Origin of the sequence: Pseudomonas sp. RC10-4-2, assembly GCF_050433085.1 — a bacterium.
Taxonomy (GTDB): Bacteria; Pseudomonadota; Gammaproteobacteria; order Pseudomonadales; family Pseudomonadaceae; genus Pseudomonas; species Pseudomonas aeruginosa.
Window position 1 is genome coordinate 402,189 of sequence record NZ_JBNPXX010000002.1, and the last position, 22,563, is coordinate 424,751.

The 22,563-nt window shown below is 66.7% G+C and carries 15 protein-coding genes; 10 read left to right on the forward strand and 5 right to left on the reverse strand.

The genetic code is table 11. The features are described from left to right. Positions 1–53 precede the first annotated feature (53 nt). The gene (locus tag FHW81_RS09830) at positions 54–1,856 is read right to left on the reverse strand and encodes an acyl-CoA dehydrogenase (RefSeq protein ID WP_003114561.1); all 1,803 of its coding nucleotides are present in this window, start codon (positions 1,854–1,856) and stop codon (positions 54–56) included. Between the two features lie 301 nt (positions 1,857–2,157). On the opposite strand from FHW81_RS09830, the gene FHW81_RS09835 reads away from it, so the two are divergent. Then, on the forward strand, positions 2,158–2,994 hold the full coding sequence (locus FHW81_RS09835; protein ID WP_003095790.1) for a 23S rRNA (adenine(2030)-N(6))-methyltransferase RlmJ: 837 nt from the start codon (positions 2,158–2,160) through the stop codon (positions 2,992–2,994). Positions 2,995–2,997: 3 nt separating this feature from the next. Here FHW81_RS09835 and msrA read toward each other — a convergent pair whose 3' ends face one another. The 4 genes from msrA to aceE all read right to left on the reverse strand — a co-directional run bounded on the left by msrA (position 2,998) and on the right by aceE (position 11,292). Beyond that, positions 2,998–3,645, reverse strand: coding sequence for a peptide-methionine (S)-S-oxide reductase MsrA (gene msrA / locus FHW81_RS09840; protein ID WP_019726979.1), 648 nt, complete (start codon positions 3,643–3,645; stop codon positions 2,998–3,000). Between the two features lie 93 nt (positions 3,646–3,738). Further along, positions 3,739–6,438: a phosphodiesterase DipA gene (dipA, locus tag FHW81_RS09845; RefSeq protein WP_003106476.1), complete on the reverse strand. Its 2,700-nt coding sequence runs from the start codon at positions 6,436–6,438 to the stop codon at positions 3,739–3,741. Between the two features lie 417 nt (positions 6,439–6,855). Further along, the gene (aceF, locus tag FHW81_RS09850; protein ID WP_003115359.1) at positions 6,856–8,499 is read right to left on the reverse strand and encodes a dihydrolipoyllysine-residue acetyltransferase; all 1,644 of its coding nucleotides are present in this window, start codon (positions 8,497–8,499) and stop codon (positions 6,856–6,858) included. Between the two features lie 144 nt (positions 8,500–8,643). After that, positions 8,644–11,292 (reverse strand): pyruvate dehydrogenase (acetyl-transferring), homodimeric type, encoded by a 2,649-nt coding sequence (gene aceE / locus FHW81_RS09855; RefSeq protein ID WP_003114556.1) that lies wholly within the window; start codon positions 11,290–11,292, stop codon positions 8,644–8,646. Positions 11,293–11,570: 278 nt separating this feature from the next. On the opposite strand from aceE, the gene glnE reads away from it, so the two are divergent. Genes glnE through FHW81_RS09900 form a run of 9 tightly spaced genes read left to right on the forward strand, consistent with a single transcriptional unit; the run spans position 11,571 to position 22,544 of the window. Then, positions 11,571–14,519 carry a bifunctional [glutamate--ammonia ligase]-adenylyl-L-tyrosine phosphorylase/[glutamate--ammonia-ligase] adenylyltransferase gene (gene glnE, locus FHW81_RS09860; RefSeq protein ID WP_171893911.1) on the forward strand — a complete coding sequence of 983 codons (2,949 nt, stop codon included), beginning with the start codon at positions 11,571–11,573 and terminating at the stop codon, positions 14,517–14,519. Positions 14,520–14,574: 55 nt separating this feature from the next. After that, a complete protein-coding gene (gene ilvE, locus FHW81_RS09865) occupies positions 14,575–15,498 on the forward strand; it encodes a branched-chain-amino-acid transaminase (RefSeq protein ID WP_003095783.1) in 924 nt (307 codons plus the stop codon). A 59-nt stretch (positions 15,499–15,557) separates the two neighbouring features. Then, positions 15,558–16,595 carry a lipopolysaccharide heptosyltransferase II gene (waaF, locus tag FHW81_RS09870; protein ID WP_003109905.1) on the forward strand — a complete coding sequence of 346 codons (1,038 nt, stop codon included), beginning with the start codon at positions 15,558–15,560 and terminating at the stop codon, positions 16,593–16,595. Next, entirely contained in the window at positions 16,592–17,659 is a 1,068-nt protein-coding gene (gene waaC / locus FHW81_RS09875) for a lipopolysaccharide heptosyltransferase I (RefSeq protein ID WP_003116147.1), read from the forward strand. Before waaF ends, waaC begins: the two co-directional genes overlap by 4 nt. Further along, positions 17,656–18,777 carry a glycosyltransferase family 4 protein gene (locus FHW81_RS09880; RefSeq protein ID WP_003116148.1) on the forward strand — a complete coding sequence of 374 codons (1,122 nt, stop codon included), beginning with the start codon at positions 17,656–17,658 and terminating at the stop codon, positions 18,775–18,777. Before waaC ends, FHW81_RS09880 begins: the two co-directional genes overlap by 4 nt. Then, the gene (rfaP, locus tag FHW81_RS09885; protein ID WP_003114553.1) at positions 18,774–19,580 is read left to right on the forward strand and encodes a lipopolysaccharide core heptose(I) kinase RfaP; all 807 of its coding nucleotides are present in this window, start codon (positions 18,774–18,776) and stop codon (positions 19,578–19,580) included. Before FHW81_RS09880 ends, rfaP begins: the two co-directional genes overlap by 4 nt. Then, a complete protein-coding gene (locus FHW81_RS09890) occupies positions 19,580–20,314 on the forward strand; it encodes a lipopolysaccharide kinase InaA family protein (protein WP_003095773.1) in 735 nt (244 codons plus the stop codon). The genes rfaP and FHW81_RS09890 overlap by 1 nt, the downstream gene beginning before the upstream one ends. Next, entirely contained in the window at positions 20,311–21,069 is a 759-nt protein-coding gene (locus FHW81_RS09895; protein WP_003095770.1) for a lipopolysaccharide kinase InaA family protein, read from the forward strand. The genes FHW81_RS09890 and FHW81_RS09895 overlap by 4 nt, the downstream gene beginning before the upstream one ends. Then, positions 21,066–22,544, forward strand: coding sequence for a lipopolysaccharide kinase InaA family protein (locus FHW81_RS09900; RefSeq protein ID WP_034019626.1), 1,479 nt, complete (start codon positions 21,066–21,068; stop codon positions 22,542–22,544). The genes FHW81_RS09895 and FHW81_RS09900 overlap by 4 nt, the downstream gene beginning before the upstream one ends. Positions 22,545–22,563: the final 19 nt, after the last annotated feature.

Genomic DNA, 22,563 nt, shown 5'->3' on the forward strand with positions numbered 1-22,563 from the left:
CCCGGACATAAAAAAGCCCCGGACGTGACCGGGGCGGGAAAGGGCAGGCAGGATCAGAACCATTCTTCCTGCATGCTCGAACACACGTCGTCGCGGGCCTCCAGCAGCGCCAGTTCGTGGTGGCAGCCAGGCACTTCCCAGGTCAGGAAGTAGCGTGCGGCCTGCAACTTGCCGCGATAGAAGTCGGCGTCGGCGCAGTCGCCGCGAGCCAGCCCTTCCTCGGCGCGGATCGCCTGCTCCAGCCAGCGCCAGCCGATCACCGCATGGCCGAACACTTTCAGGTACAGCGCCGAGTTGGCCAGGCCCTGGTTGACCTGGCCCTGCATCAGGTCGCCGAGCAGTGCCAGGGTCACCTCGGACAGCCGCGCCACCAGCCGTTCCAGCGGCTGGCGCAGGGCGACCAGGGATGGGTGGGCTTCGGCGCGCCGGCAGGCGTCCTGGATCAGGCGGGTCAGCTGGCGCAGGCCGGCGCCATTGTTCTGCCCGACCTTGCGTCCCAGCAGGTCGAGGGACTGGATGCCGTGGGTGCCTTCGTGGATCGGGTTCAGGCGATTGTCGCGGTAGTACTGTTCCACCGGGTATTCGCGGGTGTAGCCGTGGCCGCCGAGGATCTGGATCGCCAGCTCGTTGGCCTTCAGGCAGAACTCCGAGGGCCAGGACTTGACGATCGGGGTCAGCAGGTCGAGCAGGTCGTGGGCCTGGCGGCGCTGTTCGTCGTCTTCCAGGGTCTGGCTGTCGTCGAACAGGCGCGCGGCGTACAGGCCCAGGTCGAAGGCGCCTTCGACATAGGCCTTCTGGGTCAGCAGCATGCGCCGCACGTCGGCGTGGCGGATGATCGCCACCTGTGGCGCGCTCGGGTCCTTGCCGTCCGGCAGGCGGCCCTGCGGGCGTTCGCGGGCGTACTCCAGCGAATAGAGGTAACCGGCATAGCCAAGCATCACCGCGCCCATGCCGACGCCGATGCGCGCCTCGTTCATCATCTGGAACATGTAGGCCAGGCCGTGGTGCGGCTTGCCCACCAGGTAGCCGACGCAGGCGCCGTTGTCGCCGAAGTTCAGCGCGGTGGAGGTGGTGCCGCGATAACCCATCTTGTGGAACAGGCCGGCGAGGATCACGTCGTTGCGCGGCCCGAGGCTGCCGTCGGCGTTGACCAGGAACTTCGGCACGATGAACAGCGAGATGCCTTTCACCCCCGGCGGTGCATCCGGCAGCTTGGCCAGGACCATATGCACGATGTTCTCGGAGAGCGGGTGGTCGCCGCCGGAGATGAAGATCTTGTTGCCCTTGATCCGATAGCTGCCGTCGGCGGCCGGTTCGGCGCGGGTGCGGATGTCGGAGAGGGAGGAGCCGGCGTGCGGTTCGGTGAGGGCCATGGTGCCGAAGAAGCGGCCCTCGATCATCGGTTGCAGGAAGCGCTGCTTCTGCTCCTCGCTGCCGAAGCTCTCGATCAGGTTGGCGGCACCCATGGTCAGGAACGGATAGGCCGAGCTACCGACGTTGGCCGCCTGGAAGTGGGCGAAGCAGGCCTGCGACAGCAGGGTCGGCAACTGCATGCCGCCTTGCTCGAAGCTGCGGGTGGCGTTGAGGAAGCCGGCGTCGAGGAAGGCATCCACTGCCGGCTTCACTTCCGGAATCAGCGTGGCTGAGCCATTCTCATAGAGCGGCTCGTGTTCGTCGCCCTTGCGGTTGTGCGGGGCGAACAGCTTTTCCGCCAGGCTCCGCGCGGTGCCGAGGGCGGCATCGAAGGTTTCGCGGCTATGTTCGGCGAAGCGCGGGCGCTGGGTCAGGGCTTCGGCATCGAGGACTTCGTACAGCTCGAACGCCAGGTTGCGGGAACTGAGCAGGGTTTCGGACATGACGACCTCGGCGAAAGGGGATCGTGGGGCGGCGCGGCGAAGGCATCGACCGTCGCAGGCGGTGCCAGGGTGCCAGCGAGTCTAGGCTGGTGAATGAAGGTCGCCAACCAACATCGATATGCGTGATACAAGGGCCAAACCTGCGACGGCGAGACCGCTGCCGAAGCCTCGGGAGGCTGGTAGAATCCGCGCCCCTCGCCCATGGGCGAGGGCCTGTGCCGACGCGGGGTCGGCGCGAATCCGCCGGGGCCGGGCGGTCCGGCTAGCAGCGCTGCCTGGCGCTGTCCAAGGAGCAGTCATCATGAACTATCGTCACGCTTACCACGCCGGCAACCATGCCGATGTCTTCAAGCACCTGGTGCTGGCGCGGATCTTCGCCCTGCTGGGGCGCAAGGACACGCCGTACGCCTACCTGGACAGCCATTCCGGGGTCGGCCTCTACGACCTGCAGGGTGACGAGGCCAGCCGCACCGGCGAGTGGGAGCAGGGCATCGCCCGCCTGTGGGAGCGCGAAGGCCTGCCCGAGCAACTGGACGATTACCTGGACGTGATCCGTCACCTGAATCCGGACGGCTCCCTGCGCTACTACCCGGGCTCGCCGGAACTGGCGCGGCGCCTGACCCGCGCCCAGGACCGCGTGCTGCTCAACGAATTGCATCCCGAGGACGGCCGCCTGCTCAAGGCCAACATGGCTGGCGAACGGCGGGTCGCCGTGCACCAGGGCGACGGTTGGCTGCTGCCGCGGGCGTTCCTGCCGGCGCCGGAAAAGCGCGCGGTGCTGCTGATCGATCCCCCGTTCGAGCAGGCCGACGAATTGCAGCGTTGTGTCGCTGCGCTCGACGAGGCGATCGGGCGGATGCGCCAGACGGTGGTGGTGATCTGGTATCCGATCAAGGACGAGCGCCAGCTCAAGCGTTTCTACCAGGCCCTGGAACGTAGCGTCGCGCCGAAGCTGCTGCGTGCCGAGCTGCACGTGCATCCGATCGACGACGCCGAGCGTTTCAACGGCTCCGGGCTGGCCATCGTCAATCCGCCGTGGCCGCTGGAAGACGAACTGCGCGACCTGCTGCCCTGGCTGGCCGAGGTCATGGCCCAGAGCCAGGGCGGCTGGCGTCTCGACTGGCTGGTGGCGGAATAGTCGTCAGGCCGGCAGGCACACCCCGGTGCCGCCCAGGCCGCAGTAGCCGTTGGGGTTCTTCGCCAGGTACTGCTGGTGGTAGGCCTCGGCGTAGTAGAAGGGCGGGACGTCGGCGATCTCGGTGGTGATGCGGTCGTAGCCGGCTTTCGCCAGTTCGGCCTGGAAGTTCTCCCGGCTGGCCAAGGCCGCGGCCTTCTGGGCCGCGTCGAAGGTGTAGATCACCGAGCGGTACTGGGTGCCGATGTCGCCGCCCTGGCGCATGCCCTGGGTCGGGTCGTGGGCTTCCCAGAATACCTTGAGCAGCTGTTCGAAGCTGGTCTCCTGCGGGTTGTAGACCACCAGCACGACCTCGCTGTGGCCGGTCAGGCCGGAGCAGACTTCGTCGTAGGTCGGGTTCGGCGTGTAGCCGCCGGCATAACCCACCGCGGTCACCCAGACACCCGGTTGCTGCCAGAGGCGACGCTCGGCGCCCCAGAAGCAGCCCATGCCGAACAGCACCTGTTGCAGGCCGGCGGGGAACGGCGCGGTCAGCGGGCGGCCGTTGACGAAGTGCGCTTCGGGCACCGGCATGGCGCTTTCGCGACCCGGCAGGGCCTGGTCCGGCGTGGGCAGCTCGCTTTTCTTGGTGAGGATTTCAGAACGCAGAACCATGGCTCTCGTCTCCTGCTCAGGGGGTAGGCGAATGACTCGCGGATGAGCACAGAGAGTACAGCCTTTCCGCGCCGGCGGGGGAGGCCTGGGCGATCAGTGCAGGGTGCGGCAGGGATAGCGCAGCAGACTGGTATTGAGCAGGTCGCTGGGGATCGGCCGGTCGAACAGGTAGCCCTGGCCGATGTCGCAGCGGTTGCGCCGGAGGAAGGCCAGTTGCTCGGCGCTCTCCACGCCTTCGGCGACTACCTTGAGCTTGAGGTTGTGGGCCATGGCGATCACCGCCGAGGTGATTTCCATGTCGTCCTGGCTGTCCGGAATGTCCTTGATGAAGCTGCGGTCGATCTTGATCACGTCGATGGGGAATTTCTTCAGGTAGCTCAGTGACGAGTAGCCGGTGCCGAAGTCGTCCATCGCCAGGGTCAGGCCGAGGCTCTTCAGGCGTTCGAGTTGCTGGCGGGTATCGTCGGTGGCGTCCAGCAGCAGGCTTTCGGTGAGCTCCAGTTCCAGTTGGCTGGCCGGAATGTTCTCTTCGTGGAGGATCGCCGCGATCGAGCCGACCAGGTCCGGGTCGGTGAACTGCTTGGGCGACAGGTTGATGGCGATCTGCAGCTCGCCCAGCCCGGCCTCGGCCAGCTCGCGGGCCTGGCGACAGGCTTCGCGGATCACCCACTTGCCGATCGGCACGATCAGCCCGGTTTCCTCGGCCACGCTGATGAAGCGGTCCGGGCGGATCATGCCTTTTTCCGGATGCTGCCAGCGCAGCAGGGCTTCCAGGCCGAGCAACTGGCCGCTGCGCAGGCACAGCTTGGGCTGGTAGTGCACCGCCAGTTCGTTCTGCGCCAGGGCGCGGCGCAGGTTGCTCTCGACGAACAGCTTGTAGCTGGCCTCGGCGGTCAGCGCCTCGGTGAACACCTGGACCTGGTGCTTGCCGTTGGCCTTGGCCTTGTGCAGCGCCAGGCCGGCGTACTTCATCAGGGTCTGCGGGTCGCAGCCGTGCTGCGGGGCGCTGGCCAGGCCGATGGAGCCGGTGATGTTGATCAACTGGTTGTCGACGAACAGCGGCTTGTCGAGCATGTGCAGGACCTGCGCGGCAATGCTTTCGCCCTTTTCCACCGCGGTGTCGTCGAGCAGCACGGCGAACTCGTTGCTGGCGAAGCGCGCCAGGGTGGCGCCGTCGCCGAGGCAACTGCGCAAGCGCCGGGCCAGGCTGACCAGCAGCTTGTCGCCGGTCTGGTGGCCGAGGCTGTCATTGATCCGCTTGAAGTTGTCGATGTCCACCAGCAGCAGGCTGAGCGGGCGGTCGCCGCTGCTTTCCAGGCGTTCCTCGAGGGCGCCGATGAAATAGTGCCGGTTGGCCAGGCCGGTGAGGTTGTCGCGGTAGGCGAGTTTCTCGATGTGCTGCTGGGCCAGCTTGTTCTGCGTGATGTCTTCGTAGATGCCGATGTAGTGGGTCAGCTCGCCGAGATCGTCGTAGACCTTCGACAGCGACAACTGGCCCCAGTAAGGCTCGTGGTTCTTGCGGCGGCTGCGGAACTCGCCCTGCCAGCTGTTCTGCTGGGTCAGCGCGGAACGCGCGTCGAACAGCAGCTCGCTGAGGTTCTCCAGCGCCGGTAGCTCGGACAGGCGTCGGTTACGCACTTCGTCGGCGCTGTACTGGGTGATCGAGGTGAAGCTCGGATTGACGTATTCCACCACGCCGTCGCGGTCGATCAGCAGGAAGGCGCTGGCGCTCTGTTCCACCGCGCGCTGGAACAGGTGCAGGGCGCTGGAGACATTGCGTCGCTCGTGGTTCATCAGGACCTGCGCGTACTGGTCGGCGAGTTCCCCGGCGAAGGCGATCTCGTCGCTCTGCCACATGCGGTTCTCGCCGGCGTGTTCCAGGCACAGCACGCCGACCACCTCGCCGCCGATGCGGATGGTGGCGTCGAGCAGGGCGTTGACGCCCAGCGGCTTCAGGTAGTCCTTGTAGAGTTCCTGGGTGCGTGGGTCGCGCTGGGCGTTGTGGGCGTCGATGGCGCGCCCGCTGTGTACCGCCTCGAGGTAGGCGGGGTAGCGGCTGGCGTCGATGCTCTGGGGCTTCTCGTACTGGTCGAGGTCGCGGCGGTAGACGGTCACCGCTTCCAGGCGCTGGTCGTCGAGCAGCCGCCAGATGCCGGCTCGCGCGGTGCCGTAGGCTTCGCAGGCGGCCTGGGTGATCAGTTGCGCAGCCTCCAGCAGCGGGTCGCTGGACAGGTAGCGATGGCGGGCCAGGCGGACGATCAGGTTCTGCTGGGTGCGCGAGCGCAGCAGGTGTTGCAGGTGGTCGTCCTGGGAGCGCTGGTAGAGGTCCAGGGACGCCTTCAGGCGCAGGTTCTGCGATTCCAGGTCGAGCAACTGTTCGCTGCGCTCGGCGCTCTCCGCTCGCTCCTCGACCATCAGGTAGCCGTGCAGCAACTGGCGGCCATGCTGCTGGAAGGCTTCGCCGAACTCCAGCATGGTCAGCACGCCGTTGGGTGTGTGCAGCTTGTAGCTCACCTGGTAGTGCGGGCGCTTCACCAGTTGCTGCTGGATCTGCTCGTGCAGGCGGTGGCGGGCCTCGGGTTCCATCAGGCTGGCGTAAGGCGCATCGAGCAGTGCGCAGAGGGTAGTCGCCGGCAGCCCGAGCTGGCGCTCGCAGGCAGGATCGAGGAACAGCAGTGCCCAGCTCGGCTCGTTCAGCCGCTCGAAACGCAGCAGCCCGAGCCGCGACGGCACGGGTAGCTGCGTGACAACCTCGGCCGCCGAACGGCTGGCGGCATCGGGATGACTTTTCATGCGAGGCTGATTCCAGGTACTGAGCGAGGGGGAGGCCTCGACCCGTTTCGATGGGGTGCAGGCAAAGGGTGCATTATGCCGATTGGTCTGACAAGTAACTCTGTATCGGCCCGGCAGGGCCCAAGTTAAGCGTATCCGGGAAAAAACCGCTGGACGGTCGGAGGTCTGCGGTGCCGCTGGAAAAGCCCTGTTTTTCGTAGGGTTGGCTTCGCCGGGAGGGTTGGCGTCGAGCGCCTGTCATCGTGCGCGCCGAACTCGCGCCTGCGGGTCCTGTGGCATTCGCTGGCGGTACGACGGGACGCAGTTTCGCCGAGCCGTCAGGCGGGCAAAAAAAGCCCCACCATCCGGTGGGGCCGAGAGACGAGCGTGGCATGCTCGCGAGAGGGGCTGGCCGCTCCGTGGGGAGCGGCGCAGGTATTACAGGAGCAGGGTGCGGATGTCCGCCAGCAGCTCGCCCAGGCGCTTGGTGAAGCGCGCCGCGGCGGCACCGTTGATCACGCGATGGTCGTAGGACAGCGACAGCGGCAGCATCAGGCGCGGCTGGAAGGCCTTGCCGTCCCATACCGGCTGCATGGTCGCCTTGGACACACCGAGGATCGCCACTTCCGGCGCGTTGACGATCGGCGTGAAGCCGGTGCCGCCGATGTGGCCGAGACTGGAGATGGTGAAGCAGGCGCCCTGCATGGCATCGGCCGAGAGCTTCTTGTTGCGGGCCTTGTCGGCCAGGTCGGCGGCCTCGGCGGCCAGTTGCAGGAGGCTCTTCCGGTCGACATCGCGGATCACCGGGACCAGCAGGCCGTCCGGAGTGTCCACGGCGAAGCCGATGTGTACGTACTTCTTGCGGATCAGCGCCTTGCCGCTGGGGGCCAGCGAACTGTTGAAGTCCGGCAGTTCCTTGAGCAGGTGGGCGCAGGCCTTGAGCAGGATCGGCAGTACGGTCAGCTTGACCCCGGCCTTCTCCGCCGCGGCCTTCTGGGCAACGCGGAAGGCTTCCATGTCGGTGATGTCCGACTGGTCGAACTGGGTCACGTGCGGCACGTTCAGCCAGCTGCGATGCAGGTTGGCGGCGCCGACCTGCATCAGGCGGGTCATCGCCACTTCTTCCACTTCGCCGAACTTGCTGAAGTCGACTTCCGGGATCGGCGGGATGCCGGCTCCGCCGGTGGCGCCGGCACCGCCGGACTTGGCGCGCTGCAGTTGCTCCTTGACGAAGACCTGGACGTCTTCCTTGAGGATGCGACCCTTGGGACCGCTGGCTTTCACTTCGCTCAGCTCGACGCCGAACTCGCGCGCCAGCATGCGCACCGCCGGGCCGGCGTGGACCTTGGCGCCGTCGCGGCTGGGTGCGCCGACCGGAGCCGGGGTATCGGCCTTGGCTGGCGCAGGGGCCGCCGCGGCGGGCTTCTGCTCGGCGGCGGGCGCCGCGGCCTGGGCCGGAGCGGCTGCCGGTTGCTCTTCGGCTGCCGGAGCGGCGCCTTCCACCTTCAGCTTGAGGATCAGGTCGCCGGTGCCGACTTCGTCACCGACCTTGATCGAGACGCTTTCCACCACCCCGGAGGCCGGCGAGGGAATCTCCATGCTGGCCTTGTCGGATTCCAGGGTGATCAGCGACTGGTCGGCCTCGACCGTGTCGCCGGCCTTGACCATCACTTCGATGACGTTGGCCTTGCCGGCCGAGCCGATGTCCGGGACCTTGATGTCCTGGACGCTGGCCGCGGCGGGGGCGGCCGGCTTGCTCTCGCTCGGGGCGGGAGCAGGCGCTTCGGCTTTCGGCGCTTCCGGTTGGGCGGGCGCTGCCTCGGCCTTGGCTTCGGCAGGCTGTTCGCCGCCTTCCACTTCCAGCTCGAGGATTTCGTCACCTTCTTTCAAGGTGTCGCCGACCTTCGCCTTGATGCTTTTCACTACCCCGGCCTTGGGACTGGGGATTTCCATGCTGGCCTTGTCGGATTCCAGGGTCAGCAGGCTCTGATCGGCCTCGACCTTGTCGCCGGGCTTGACCAGCAGCTCGATGACTTCACCCTCACCGTTGCCGATGTCGGGTACGCGAATGAGTTCGCTCACATTCCTCTCCTTTTACGTGCCACCACCGCTGTGCGGCGCGCAAAACAAAGACTTTTGGTCCTTGGTTCGTTGTGAGCCGGCGCCGCCCGTTGGCGGCGCCGGCGTGCTCGAAACCCCTCGCTGCCGAGGGGAGTATGGAGCGAATTAGCAATCCAGCGGGTTGCGCTTCTCCGGATCGATACCGTACTTGGCGATGGCCTCGGCCACCACTTTCGGCTCGATATCGCCGCGATCGGCCAGCGCTTCGAGCGCGGCCAGCACCACCCAGTGACGATCCACTTCGAAGAAGTTGCGCAGCTTCTTGCGGCTGTCGCTGCGGCCGAAGCCGTCGGTGCCGAGCACCTTGTACTCCTTGGAGGGAACCCACTGGCGGATCTGCTCGGCGTAGAGCTTCATGTAGTCGGTGGAGGCGATCACCGGGCCGCGACGGCCGCCCAGGCACTCCTCGACGTAGCTCTGCTTCGGCTTCTGGCCCGGATGCAGGCGGTTCCAGCGCTCGACGGCAAGGCCGTCGCGACGCAGCTCGTTGAAGCTCGGCACGCTCCAGACGTCGGCGCCGATGCCGAAGTCGTTGCGCAGCAGCTTGGCCGCTTCCTCGACTTCGCGCAGGATGGTGCCGGAGCCCAGCAGTTGCACGTGGTGAGCGGCTTCCTTCTTGTCCTCCTCGAGGAGGTACATGCCCTTGATGATGCCTTCCTCTGCGCCCTTCGGCATGGCCGGCTGGACGTAGTTCTCGTTCATCACGGTGATGTAGTAGAAGATGTCCTGCTGCTCTTCGATCATCTGCCGCGAGCCTTCGCGGATGATCACCGCCAGTTCGTAGGCGTAGGTCGGATCGTAGGTGCGGCAGTTCGGGATGGTCGAGGCCAGCAGGTGGCTGTGGCCGTCCTCGTGCTGCAGGCCTTCGCCGTTCAGCGTGGTGCGACCGGCGGTGCCGCCGATCAGGAAGCCGTGCGCGCGGCTGTCGCCGGCGGCCCAGGCCAGGTCGCCGATGCGCTGGAAGCCGAACATCGAATAGAAGATGTAGAACGGCAGCATCGGCTGGTTGTGGGTGCTGTAGGAGGTACCGGCGGCAATCCAGCTGGACATGGCGCCGGCCTCGTTGATGCCTTCCTCGAGGATCTGGCCCTTCTTGTCCTCGCGGTAGAACATCACCTGGTCCTTGTCCACCGGCTCGTAGAGCTGGCCGACCGAGGAGTAGATGCCGAGCTGGCGGAACATGCCTTCCATGCCGAAGGTACGGGCCTCGTCCGGGACGATCGGGACGATGCGCGGGCCGAGTTCCTTGTCCTTGACCAGCTGCGAGATGATCCGCACGAAGGCCATGGTGGTGGAGATCTCGCGATCGCCGGAGCCGTCGAGCATGGCCTTCAGGGTTTCCAGCGGCGGAACCGGCACGCTCATGCTCTTCTGCCGGCGCACCGGCATGAAGCCGCCCAGCGCGGCGCGGCGCTCGGCCAGGTACTTGGCCTCGGCGCTGCCTTCTTCAGGCTTGTAGAACGGCAGCTTCTCCAGGTCGGCGTCCTTGACCGGGATGTCGAACTTGTCGCGGAACGCGCGCAGGCTGTCGACGTCGACCTTCTTCACGTTGTGCGCGATGTTCTTCGCTTCGCCGCTGCCGGTGCCGTAGCCCTTGATGGTCTTGGCCAGGATGACGGTCGGCTGGCCCTTGTGGTTGACCGCCTGGTGGTAGGCCGCATAGACCTTGTAGGGGTCGTGGCCGCCGCGGTTGAGCTTCCAGATTTCCTCGTCGGAAAGGTCCTTGACCATTTCCAGCAGTTCCGGACGCGCGCCGAAGAAGTGCTCGCGCACGTAGGCGCCGTCTTTCGCCTTGTAGTTCTGGTATTCGCCGTCGATGACCTCGTCCATGCGCTGCTGCAGCAGGCCGGCGGTGTCCTTGGCGAACAGCGGGTCCCAGAAGCGACCCCAGATGACCTTGTTGACGTTCCACTCGGCGCCGCGGAACACGCCTTCCAGTTCCTGGATGATCTTGGCGTTGCCGCGGACCGGGCCGTCGAGGCGCTGCAGGTTGCAGTTGATGACGAAGATCAGGTTGTCGAGTTTCTCGCGGCCGGCCAGGGAGATCGCGCCGAGGGATTCCGGCTCGTCGCACTCGCCGTCGCCCATGAAGCACCAGACCTTCTGCTTGCCGGCGGGGATGAAGCCGCGGCTTTCCAGGTACTTCATGAAGCGTGCCTGGTAGATCGCCTGGATCGGGCCAAGGCCCATGGATACGGTGGGGAACTGCCAGAAGTCTGGCATCAGCCAGGGGTGCGGATAGGAGGACAGGCCGTTGCCGTCCACTTCCTGGCGGAAGTTCTCCAGTTGTTCCTCGCTGATGCGGCCTTCGAGGAAGGCCCGGGCGTAGACGCCGGGGGACGCGTGGCCCTGGAAGAACACCAGGTCGCCGCCGTGTTCGTCGGTGGGAGCCTGGAAGAAATAGTTGAAGCCGATGTCGTAGAGGGTCGCCGAGGAGGCGAAGGTGGAGATGTGGCCGCCCAGGTCCGGGTCGTGCTTGTTCGCCCGCATCACCATCGCCAGGGCGTTCCAGCGCACCAGGGAGCGGATCCGGCGCTCCATGAACAGGTCGCCGGGCATGCGTGCTTCGTGGGTTACCGGAATGGTGTTGCGATAGGGCGTGGTGATCGCGTAGGGCAGTTGGGTGCCGCTACGGCTGGCCAGCTCGCCCATGCGGGTCATCAGGTAATGAGCGCGGTCTTCACCTTCGCGGTCGAGTACGGACTCCAGGGCGTCCAGCCATTCCTGGGTTTCGACGGGATCGAGGTCTTGCATGGCTTGCTCCAGGGCGGAAAGGCTTCCAGAATCGGATGCCATAGGTGAGCGGCCGGCCTCGTGGGCGACCGCAGCTAATTCTTGGATGTTCTCCGGGGGTGTACCCGGCGACTTGTAGTTTTACTACAGATCAGTCTGAGAAACAGCCCTCTGGATACAATTTTTAGTAGTAAAACTACATTTCGATTGTCGCTGTCAGGCTATAAGGCCCGATGTAGAGCCTTTTCGACGTTGTGCGTCGAGCCTGTCTTCGGTCGGAAGCCCAAACAGGATAGACCATGAGCCTGCCTTCGCTGGCGAATCTGCCGGCCACCCTGCTGCCCGCCGCCGAACGCGCCGGGACTGCCCTCCGCTCCGCTGTCGCCGCCCTCGATGCCGCCGCCCTGGCCCGCCTGGAGGCCTGGCCCGAGGAGCGCCTGGAGGATTTCCGACGGGTCGCCGCGGCCAGCGATTTCGTCGCCGAGCAGGCAGTGCGCGACCCGGCGATGCTGCTGGAACTGGCCGAACGCGGCGAGCTGGAGAACCCCCAGGCGCCCGGCGAACTGCGCAGTCAGTTGCAGGCGCGGCTGGAGGATTGCGCCGACGAGGACGAACTCGGTCGGCGCCTGCGACGTTTCCGCACACGCCAGCAACTGCGCATCATCTGGCGCGACCTGACCCGCCGCGCCGCGCTGGCGGAAACCTGTCGCGACCTGTCGGCCCTGGCCGACGCCTGCATCGACCTGGCTTGCGAGTGGCTCCATCGGCGCCAGTGCGAGCAGTTCGGCACGCCGATCGGCCGGCGCTCCGGCGAACCGCAGCGGATGGTGGTCCTCGGCATGGGCAAGCTGGGCGCGGTGGAACTCAACCTGTCGTCGGACATCGACCTGATCTTCGGTTACCCGGAGGGCGGCGAGACCGAGGGGGCGAAGCGTTCGCTGGACAACCAGGAGTTCTTCACCCGCCTGGGGCAGAAGCTGATCAAGGCGCTGGATGCGATCACCGTCGACGGCTTCGTCTTCCGCGTCGACATGCGCCTGCGTCCCTACGGCTCCAGCGGACCGCTGGTCTACAGCTTCGCCGCGCTGGAGCAGTACTACCAGGACCAGGGGCGCGACTGGGAGCGCTACGCGATGATCAAGGCGCGGGTGGTCGGCGGCGACCAGCAGGCAGGCGAGCAACTGCTCGGCATGCTGCGGCCGTTCGTCTATCGGCGCTACCTGGACTTTTCCGCCATCGAGGCGCTGCGCACCATGAAGCAGCTGATCCAGCAGGAGGTCCGGCGCAAGGGGATGTCGGAAAACATCAAGCTGGGCGAAGGCGGTATCCGCGAGGTGGAGTTCATCGCCCAGGCCTTCCAGTTGATCCATGGCGGGCGCGACCTGAGCTTGCAGCAACGGCCGCTGCTGAAGGTGCTGGCGACCCTGGAGGGGCAGGGCTACCTGCCGCCGGCGGTGGTCGAGGAGCTGCGCGGCGGCTACGAGTTCCTGCGCTACGCCGAGCATGCCATCCAGGCGCTGGCCGACCGGCAGACGCAAATGCTGCCCAGCGACGAATACGACCGCATCCGCGTGGCCTTCATCATGGGTTTCGCCAGTTGGGCCGCATTCCACGAGCGCCTGAGCCACTGGCGGGCGCGCATCGACTGGCACTTCCGCCAGGTGATCGCCGACCCGGACGAGGACGAAAGCGGCGAGGCGGCCTGCGGCAGCGTCGGCGCCGAGTGGATCCCGCTGTGGGAGGAGGCGCTGGACGAGGAGTCGGCCAGCCGGCAACTGGCCGACGCTGGTTTCGTCGATGCCGAGGCGGCCTGGAAGCATCTCAGCGATCTGCGCCACGGCCCCCAGGTACGAGCGATGCAGCGTCTCGGCCGGGAGCGCCTGGATGCCTTCGTTCCGCGCCTGCTGGCGATGACCGTGGAAAACCCCCAACCGGACCTGGTGCTGGAGCGGGTCCTGCCGCTGGTGGAAGCGGTGGCGCGGCGTTCCGCCTACCTGGTGTTGCTGACCGAGAACCCCGGCGCGCTGGAGCGCCTGCTGACCCTCTGCGCGGCCAGCCCGATGGTTGCCGAGCAGATCGCGCGGTTCCCGATCCTGCTCGACGAGCTGCTCAACGAGGGGCGCCTGTTCCGTCCTCCACAGGCCGCCGAGCTGGCCGCCGAGCTGCGCGAACGGCTGATGCGGATTCCCGAGGACGACCTCGAGCAGCAAATGGAGACCCTTCGTCACTTCAAGCTGGCCCACGGGCTGCGGGTGGCGGCCTCGGAGATCGCCGGCACGCTGCCGTTGATGAAGGTCAGCGACTACCTGACCTGGCTGGCCGAGGCGATCCTCGTCGAGGTCCTCGAACTGGCCTGGCGGCAGTTGGTGCAGCGTCATGGCCGGCCGTTGCGCGCCGACGGCACGCCGTGCGATCCGGACTTCGTCATCGTCGGCTACGGCAAGGTCGGCGGGCTGGAGTTCGGCCATGGCTCGGACCTCGACCTGGTGTTCATCCATGACGGCGACCCCCAGTGCGAGACCGATGGCGGCAAATCCATCGATGGCGCGCAGTTCTTTACCCGCCTGGGGCAGAAGATCATCCATTTCCTCACCGCGCAGACGCCATCCGGCACCCTCTACGAGGTCGACATGCGCCTGCGTCCGAGCGGCGCGGCCGGCCTGCTGGTGAGTTCGCTGGGCGCCTTCCAGCGCTACCAGGAGCAGGAGGCCTGGACCTGGGAGCACCAGGCGTTGGTCCGCGCCCGGGTGCTGGCCGGTTGCCGGCGGGTGCAGGCGAGCTTCGAGGCGGTACGTGCCGAGGTGCTGGCGAGGCCGCGCGATCTCGACGCGTTGCGCACCGAAGTCAGCGAAATGCGCGCCAAGATGCGCGACAACCTGGGAACCCGCGCGACCGCCGCCGGTACCGCCTCGAATGCCTTCGAGGCCACGGCAGCCTTCGATCTCAAGCACGATGCCGGTGGTATCGTCGATATCGAATTTATGGTGCAATATGCGGTTCTAGCTTGGTCCGGAGAACACCCGGCGCTGCTCGAATTCACCGATAACATCCGCATTCTGGAAGGACTGGAACGGGCTGGCCTGATCGCCAGCGAGGACGTCCGTCTCCTGCAGGAGGCCTACAAGGCCTATCGCGCAGCCGCACACCGCCTGGCACTACAGAAGGAGGCCGGGGTCGTGAGCGGCGAGCACTTCCAGACGGAGCGGCGAGAAGTGATCAGGATCTGGCGCGAGCTGCGGCTCGGCTGATCCACTCAGGCACGTAACGCAAGTACGTAACGAATATCTGAAGGAGCTGGCAACTATGTCGATGGCCGATCGTGATGGCGTGATCTGGTATGACGGTGAACTGGTGCAGTGGCGCGACGCGACCACGCACGTGCTGACCCATACCCTGCACTATGGAATGGGCGTGTTCGAGGGCGTGCGCGCCTACGACACCCCGCAGGGCACGGCGATCTTCCGCCTGCAGGCGCATACCGACCGGCTGTTCGACTCCGCGCACATCATGAACATGCAGATCCCGTACAGCCGCGACGAGATCAACGAGGCGACCCGCGCCGCCGTGCGCGAGAACAACCTGGAAAGCGCCTATATCCGCCCGATGGTGTTCTACGGAAGCGAAGGCATGGGCCTGCGCGCCAGCGGCCTGAAGGTCCATGTGATCATCGCCGCCTGGAGCTGGGGCGCCTACATGGGCGAGGAAGCCCTGCAGCAAGGCATCAAGGTGCGCACCAGTTCCTTCACCCGCCACCACGTCAACATCTCGATGACCCGCGCCAAGTCCAACGGCGCCTACATCAACTCGATGCTGGCCCTCCAGGAAGCGATCTCCGGCGGCGCCGACGAGGCCATGATGCTCGATCCGGAAGGCTACGTGGCCGAAGGCTCCGGCGAGAACATCTTCATCATCAAGGATGGCGTGATCTACACCCCGGAAGTCACCGCCTGCCTGAACGGCATCACTCGTAACACTATCCTGACCCTGGCCGCCGAACACGGTTTTAAACTGGTCGAGAAGCGCATCACCCGCGACGAGGTGTACATCGCCGACGAGGCCTTCTTCACTGGCACTGCCGCGGAAGTCACGCCGATCCGCGAAGTGGACGGTCGCAAGATCGGCGCCGGCCGCCGTGGCCCGGTCACCGAAAAGCTGCAGAAAGCCTATTTCGACCTGGTCAGCGGCAAGACCGAGGCCCACGCCGAGTGGCGTACCCTGGTCAAGTAAGCACCGAAGAAGGGTGTGACAGGGAGGCGAAAGCCTCCCTGATCATTTCCGGAGCCTGAATGAGAATTCTGATCGTAGGTCCCTCCTGGGTGGGGGACATGGTGATGGCGCAGACCCTGTTCCAGTGTCTGCGCCAGCGGCATCCCGAGTGCGTGATCGACGTGCTGGCGCCCGAGTGGAGCCGACCGATCCTCGAGCGCATGCCCGAGGTGCGCCAGGCCCTGAGCTTCCCGCTCGGCCACGGGGTGATGGACGTCGCCACACGGCGCCGGATCGGACGCGGCCTGCGCGGTCAGTACGAGCAGGCGATCCTGCTGCCCAACTCGCTGAAGTCGGCGCTGGTGCCCTGGTTCGCCGGAATACCGAAGCGCACCGGCTGGCGCGGCGAGATGCGCTACGGGCTGCTCAATGACATCCGCAAGCTCGACAAGCAGCGCTATCCGCTGATGATCGAACGCTTCATGGCCCTGGCCTTCGAGCCGGGCGTGGAGTTGCCGAAGCCCTATCCGCAGCCGCGCCTGCGGATCGACGACGGCAGCCGCCAGGCGGCGCTCGACAAGTTCGCCCTGAGCCTGGACCGCCCGGTGCTGGCGCTCTGTCCCGGCGCCGAGTTCGGCGAGGCCAAGCGCTGGCCGGCGGAACACTACGCCGCGGTCGCCGAGGCGAAGATCCGTGCCGGCTGGCAGGTCTGGCTGTTCGGCTCGAAGAACGACCATCCCGGTGGAGAGGAGATTCGCCAGCGCCTGATTCCGGGGTTGCGCGAGGAGTCCTTCAATCTTGCCGGGGAGACTTCGCTGGCCGAGGCCATCGACCTGATGTCCTGCGCTGGCGCGGTGGTGTCCAACGATTCCGGCCTGATGCACGTGGCGGCCGCGCTGGATCGCCCGCTGGTGGGCGTCTATGGCTCCACCTCGCCGCAGTTCACCCCGCCGCTGGCGGACCGGGTGGAGATCGTCCGCCTCGGTCTCGAGTGCAGCCCGTGCTTCGAGCGCACCTGTCGCTTCGGCCACTACAATTGCCTCCGCGAGCTGCCGCCTGGCCTGGTATTGCAAGCCCTGGAGCGGCTGGTCGGCGACCCTGCCGAGGTCGCCGGATGAGGGTACTGCTGGTCAAGACCTCGTCCCTCGGCGACGTGATCCACACCCTGCCGGCGCTTACCGACGCCGCCCGGGCGATTCCCGGCATCCAGTTCGACTGGGTGGTGGAGGAAGGTTTCGCCGAGATTCCCGCCTGGCATCCGGCGGTGGCGCGGGTGATCCCGGTGGCGATCCGGCGCTGGCGCAAGAACCTCTGGCAGACCCTGCGCAACGGCGAATGGCGGCGCTTCAAGCAGCGCCTGAAGGAAGTCGACTATGACCTGGTGATCGACGCCCAGGGGCTGCTGAAGAGTGCCTGGCTGACCCGCTACGTGGGCAAGACGCCGGTCGCCGGTCTCGATCGCGACTCGGCGCGCGAGCCGCTCGCCAGCCGCTTCTATCGCCGTGCCTATCCGGTCGCCTGGGGACAGCATGCGGTGGAGCGCACGCGCCAGTTGTTCGCCCAGGCGCTGGACTACCCGTTGCCCGAGTCGGTCGGTGACTATGGCCTGGACCGCGAGCAGTTGGCCGACGCCGACCCTGGCGCGCCGTATCTGGTGTTCCTGCACGGTACTACCTGGGACACCAAGCATTGGCCGGAAGCCTACTGGCGCGAACTGGCCGAGCGCATGTGCGAGCGCGGCTGGTCGGTGCGCCTGCCCTGGGGCAGCGCCGCCGAGCGGGAGCGGGCCGGGCGCCTGGCGGCGGGGTTGGAAAATGCCGCGGTACTCCCCAGATTATCCCTGGCCGGCATGGCCAAGGTGCTTGCCGGCGCGCGCGCCTGCGTGGCGGTGGATACCGGCCTCGGTCACCTGGCGGCGGCGCTGGACGTGCCGACGCTGTCGCTGTTCGGCCCGACCAATCCTGGCTTCACCGGCGCCTACGGGCGTTCCCAGGTCCACCTGGGCAGCGACTTCCCCTGTGCGCCGTGCCTGAAGAAGACCTGTACCTACCAGCCGACCGAAGAGGATCGCAAACTGTTCGATCTCAAGCGTGAGCAGCCGCTGTGCTTCACCCGGCTGAATCCCCAGCGCGTGGCCACCCAGCTGGAGGCCATGCTGCTGGCCCCGGAGACCCTCCGATGACCCTGGCGTTCATCCTCTACAAATACTTCCCCTTCGGCGGCCTGCAGCGTGACTTCATGCGCATCGCCCTGGAATGCCAGCGGCGCGGGCACGACATCCGCGTCTATACGCTGATCTGGGAGGGCGACGTGCCGGACGGCTTCGAAGTGCTGGTGGCCCCGGTGCGCTCGATCTTCAACCACCGGCGCAACGAGAAGTTCACCGCGTGGGTCCGCGCCGACCTGGACAGGCGCCCGGTGCAGCGGGTGATCGGCTTCAACAAGATGCCCGGACTGGATGTCTACTACGCCGCCGACGCCTGTTTCGAGGAAAAGGCCCAGACCTTGCGCAACCCGCTGTACCGCCAGTGGGGCCGCTACCGCCACTTCGCCGGCTACGAACGGGCAGTGTTCGACCCGGCCTCGAAGACCGAGATCCTGATGATCTCCGAGGTGCAGCAGCCGCTCTTCGTCAAGCACTACGGCACCCAGGCCGAGCGTTTCCATCTGCTGCCGCCGGGGATCAGCCAGGATCGCCGGGCGCCGGCCAACGCCGCGGACGTGCGTGCGGAATTCCGCCGCGAGTTCGGCCTGGAGGAGGACGACCTGCTGCTGGTGCAGATCGGTTCCGGCTTCAAGACCAAGGGCCTGGATCGCAGCCTGAAGGCGCTGGCCGCGCTGCCCAAGGCGTTGCGCAGGCGTACCCGGCTGATCGCCATCGGCCAGGACGATCCCAAGCCGTTCCTGCTACAGATCGCCGCCCTCGGTCTCAACGACCAGGTACAGATCCTCAAGGGGCGCAGCGATATCCCGCGCTTCCTGCTCGGCGCCGACCTGCTGATCCACCCGGCCTACAACGAGAACACCGGTACGGTGCTGCTGGAGGCGCTGGTCTCCGGCCTGCCGGTGTTGGTGACCGATGTCTGCGGCTATGCCCACTACATCGCCGAGGCCGACGCCGGGCGGGTGCTGCCGAGTCCCTTCGAGCAGGACAGTCTCAACCGCCTGCTCGCGGAAATGCTGGAGGACGCTCCGGCGCGCGCCGCCTGGTCGCGCAATGGCCTGGCCTACGCCGATCACGCCGACCTCTACAGCATGCCGCAGCGCGCCGCCGACCTGATCCTCGGGGAGGCCTCATGAGGCTGGTGCTGGAAGAGCCGTTCAAGCGCCTGTGGAACGGGCGCGACCCGTTCGAGGCGGTGGAGGCGCTGCAAGGCAAGGTCTACCGCGAACTGGAAGGGCGCCGCACCCTGCGCACCGAGGTCGACGGGCGTGGCTACTTCGTCAAGATCCACCGTGGCATCGGCTGGGGCGAGATCGCCAAGAACCTGCTCACCGCCAAGCTCCCGGTGCTCGGCGCGCGCCAGGAGTGGCAGGCCATCCGGCGCCTGCACGAGGCCGGCGTAGCGACCATGACCGCGGTCGCCTACGGCGAGCGCGGCAGCGATCCGGCGCGGCAGCATTCCTTCATCGTCACCGAGGAACTGGCGCCGACCGTGGACCTCGAGGTGTTCTCCCAGGACTGGCGCGAACGTCCTCCACCGCCGCGGCTCAAGCGCGCGCTGGTCGAGGCGGTGGCGCGGATGGTCGGCGACATGCACCGTGCCGGAGTCAACCATCGCGACTGCTACATCTGTCATTTCCTGTTGCACACCGACAAGCCGGTGAGCGCGGACGATTTCCGCCTCTCGGTGATCGATCTGCACCGTGCCCAGACCCGCGACGCCACGCCGAAACGCTGGCGTAACAAGGATCTGGCGGCATTGTATTTCTCTGCGCTGGACATCGGACTGACGCGTCGCGACAAGCTACGCTTCCTGCGCACCTATTTCCGCCGGCCGTTGCGCGAGATACTGCGCGACGAGGCCGGCCTGCTGGCCTGGATGGAACGCAAGGCGGAAAAACTCTACGAACGCAAGCAGCGTTACGGAGACCTGCTCTGATGGCGGGGTGGACCCTCGAACCCGATTACCGTCACCTGGCCGCCGACTTCGGTAGCCTCGATAGCGTGTTCGCCCTGGAGGGCGAGCGCCTGACCCGCGACCCGTTGTCCGAAGTCATCCGCATCGAGCGCGACGGCGTGCGTTACTACGTCAAGCGCTACCGCAGCGCCGGCAAGGGCCTGCGCCGCTACCTGGCGCGACCGCGGATCAAGGCCGAGTGGCAGAACCTCAAGCGCTTCGAGAAGTGGGGCATTCCCACCGCCGAAGTGGTCGCCTGGGGGCTGGAGCGCAAGGCCGGCGCCTTCCAGCGCGGCGCCATGATCACCCGCGAGCTGCCGGGCACCGAGGACTTGTCGGTGCTCGCCTGCAACCGGGATCCGCGCCTGAAGGACCCGCGCTGGGTGGACGGCGTCAGCCGGCAGATCGCCAAGGCTACGCGCCTGATGCATGACCAGCATTTCACCCATAACGACCTGAAGTGGCGCAACCTGCTGGTGGACGACCAGCCGCTGGTGTATTTCATCGACTGCCCGAACGGCGCGTTCTGGTGGAGCTTCATGCTGCGCTATCGGATCACCAAGGACCTGGCCTGCCTGGACAAGGTGGCCAAGTACCACCTGTCGCGCACCCAGCGCCTGCGCTTCTACCTGCAATATCGCCGTCGCCGGCACCTGAACGAATCCGACAAGAAGCGTATTCGCCAGGTGGTGGCTTTCTTCGAGGGGCGCGAATGAGCGTTTTCATCGCCGCGCAGGACCACGACCTGCTCCAGCGCAACCGTCTGGACAGCTTCGACGCCCTGTGGGCCTTGCAGCTGGACGCCGTGGACGAACCGAATACCGAGCGGGGTGGCTGGAGCAGCGTCTATCGCCTCGACCTGGGCGACTCCGCCTACTACCTGAAGCGCCAGAGCAACCACCTGACCCGCAGCCTGCGCCATCCGCTGGGCGAGCCGACCTTCGCCCGCGAGTTCCGCAACATCGAGCGCTACCGGGCGCTGGGCATTCCCGCCCTGCAGGCGGCGTTCTTCGCCCAGCAGGCGGTCGGCGGAGAGCGCCAGGCAATCCTCCTGACCCGTGCCCTGGACGGTTGGCAGGACCTGGACACCTGGCTGGCGTCCTGGCACGACCTGGCCGAAGAGCGGCGCCGGGCGATTCTCCGGGCGGTTGGCAGGCTGGCGCGCCAGCTGCACGCGGCCGGACAGATGCATGGTTGCTTCTATCCCAAGCATGTATTCCTCCGCGAGGGGGCCGATGGTGTCTTCGAGGCCTGCCTGATCGACCTGGAGAAGACCCGCCCGATCTGGTTCGGCCGCCGCGACCAGGTCAAGGACCTGGAGCCGATGCTGCGCCGTGCCCCGGACTGGAGCGAAGCGGACGTGCACGAATTCATCTCCGCCTATGTCGACGAACCCCTCGACTCGGCCGAGGTCGAGCAGTGGTATCGCCTTCTCGACCAGCGCCGCCGGCGCAAGGAGTCGCGCCGATGAGACTGGCCGAACTGCAAGCCGCCGGGCGCCACCCGCAACTGCCATTGCGGGTGACTCTGGCGGATGGCGCTGGCGCTGCCGAACTGCGCCTGGACAGTCTGCTGCGGGTGCTGCCCGGGCAGCGCTACGTCGGTGCCGGCGAATGGCGTGGGCGCAAGGTGCTGGCCAAGCTGCTGGTGGGCGGCAAGGCCGCACGGCATTTCCAGCGCGAACTGGAAGGGGCGCGTCTGCTCGCGGCCCAGGGGCTGACCACCCCGGCGCTGCTGGCCGACGGGCTGCAGCAGGGCGAGGGCGGCTGGTTGCTGTTCGACTACCTCGACGCGGCGCAGAGCCTCGGTGACGCCTGGCGTGCGGTGGAGGCACAGGCGCCGCTGGGCGATGCCCAGCAAGCGGTGCTCGGCGAAGCCCTGGCAGCCATTGGCGAGCTGCATGCAAAGGGCCTCTGGCAGGACGACCTGCACCTGGACAACCTGTTGCGCCACGCCGGCCGCCTGTATCTCATCGACGGTGGCGGCGTGCGTGCGGAAACTCCCGGCCAGCCGCTGTCGCGACAGAAAGTGCTGGAAAACCTCGGGGTGTTCTTCGCCCAGTTGCCGGCGCTCCTCGATCCTTTCCTGGAGGAGTTGCTGGTGCATTACCTGCTGGCCAACGGCGAGCATGCGCTGCCGCTCGAAGCCTTGCAGAAGGAAATCGCCAAGGTTCGCCGCTGGCGGGTGCGCGACCTGCTGAGGAAGGTCGGTCGCGACTGTAGCCTGTTCAGCGTCGTGCGCGGTCCGTTCCGCCTGTTCGCCGCCCGCCGCAGCGAGGCCGAGACGATGGCGCCCCTGCTGGCGGACGCGGACCGCCTGATCGCCGCCGGCCACGTCTACAAGGACGGCGGCGCGGCCACCGTCGCCCGGGTCGAAGCGAACGGCCGCACGCTGATCATCAAGCGCTACAACATCAAGGGCTGGGTCCATTGGCTGAAGCGCTTCTGGCGGCCGAGCCGGGCCTGGGCCTCCTGGCGCGAAGGCAACCGCCTGGAATTCCTCGGCATCGCCACCGCCCGTCCGCTGGCGATGCTGGAGCGGCGCTGGTGCTGGCTGCGCGGGCGCGCCTACCTGATTACCGATTATCTCGGCGGTCAGGATATAATCGCTCGTTTTAAGCCTTGCCTGGACATGCCCGATGGCGCCGTTTCGCCACCGGAAGCCGAGTTGGCGGCACTGGATCGGCTGTTTTCGACGCTGATCCGCGAACGCATCAGCCACGGCGACCTGAAGGGACACAACCTGTTCTGGCAGGCCCATGAACAAGGCGGCGAATGGGCGCTGATCGACCTGGACGCGATGCGCAAGCATCACAGCCAGGTGTCCTTTGCCCGCGCCTACGCCCGCGACCGCGCGCGCTTCCTGCGCAACTGGCCGCAGGACAGCGGCCTCTACCGGCTGCTGGAGCAACGGATTCCCCGCCTCGGCGACGCCGCCGGGGCTTGAACGACAAGCGACGACCACC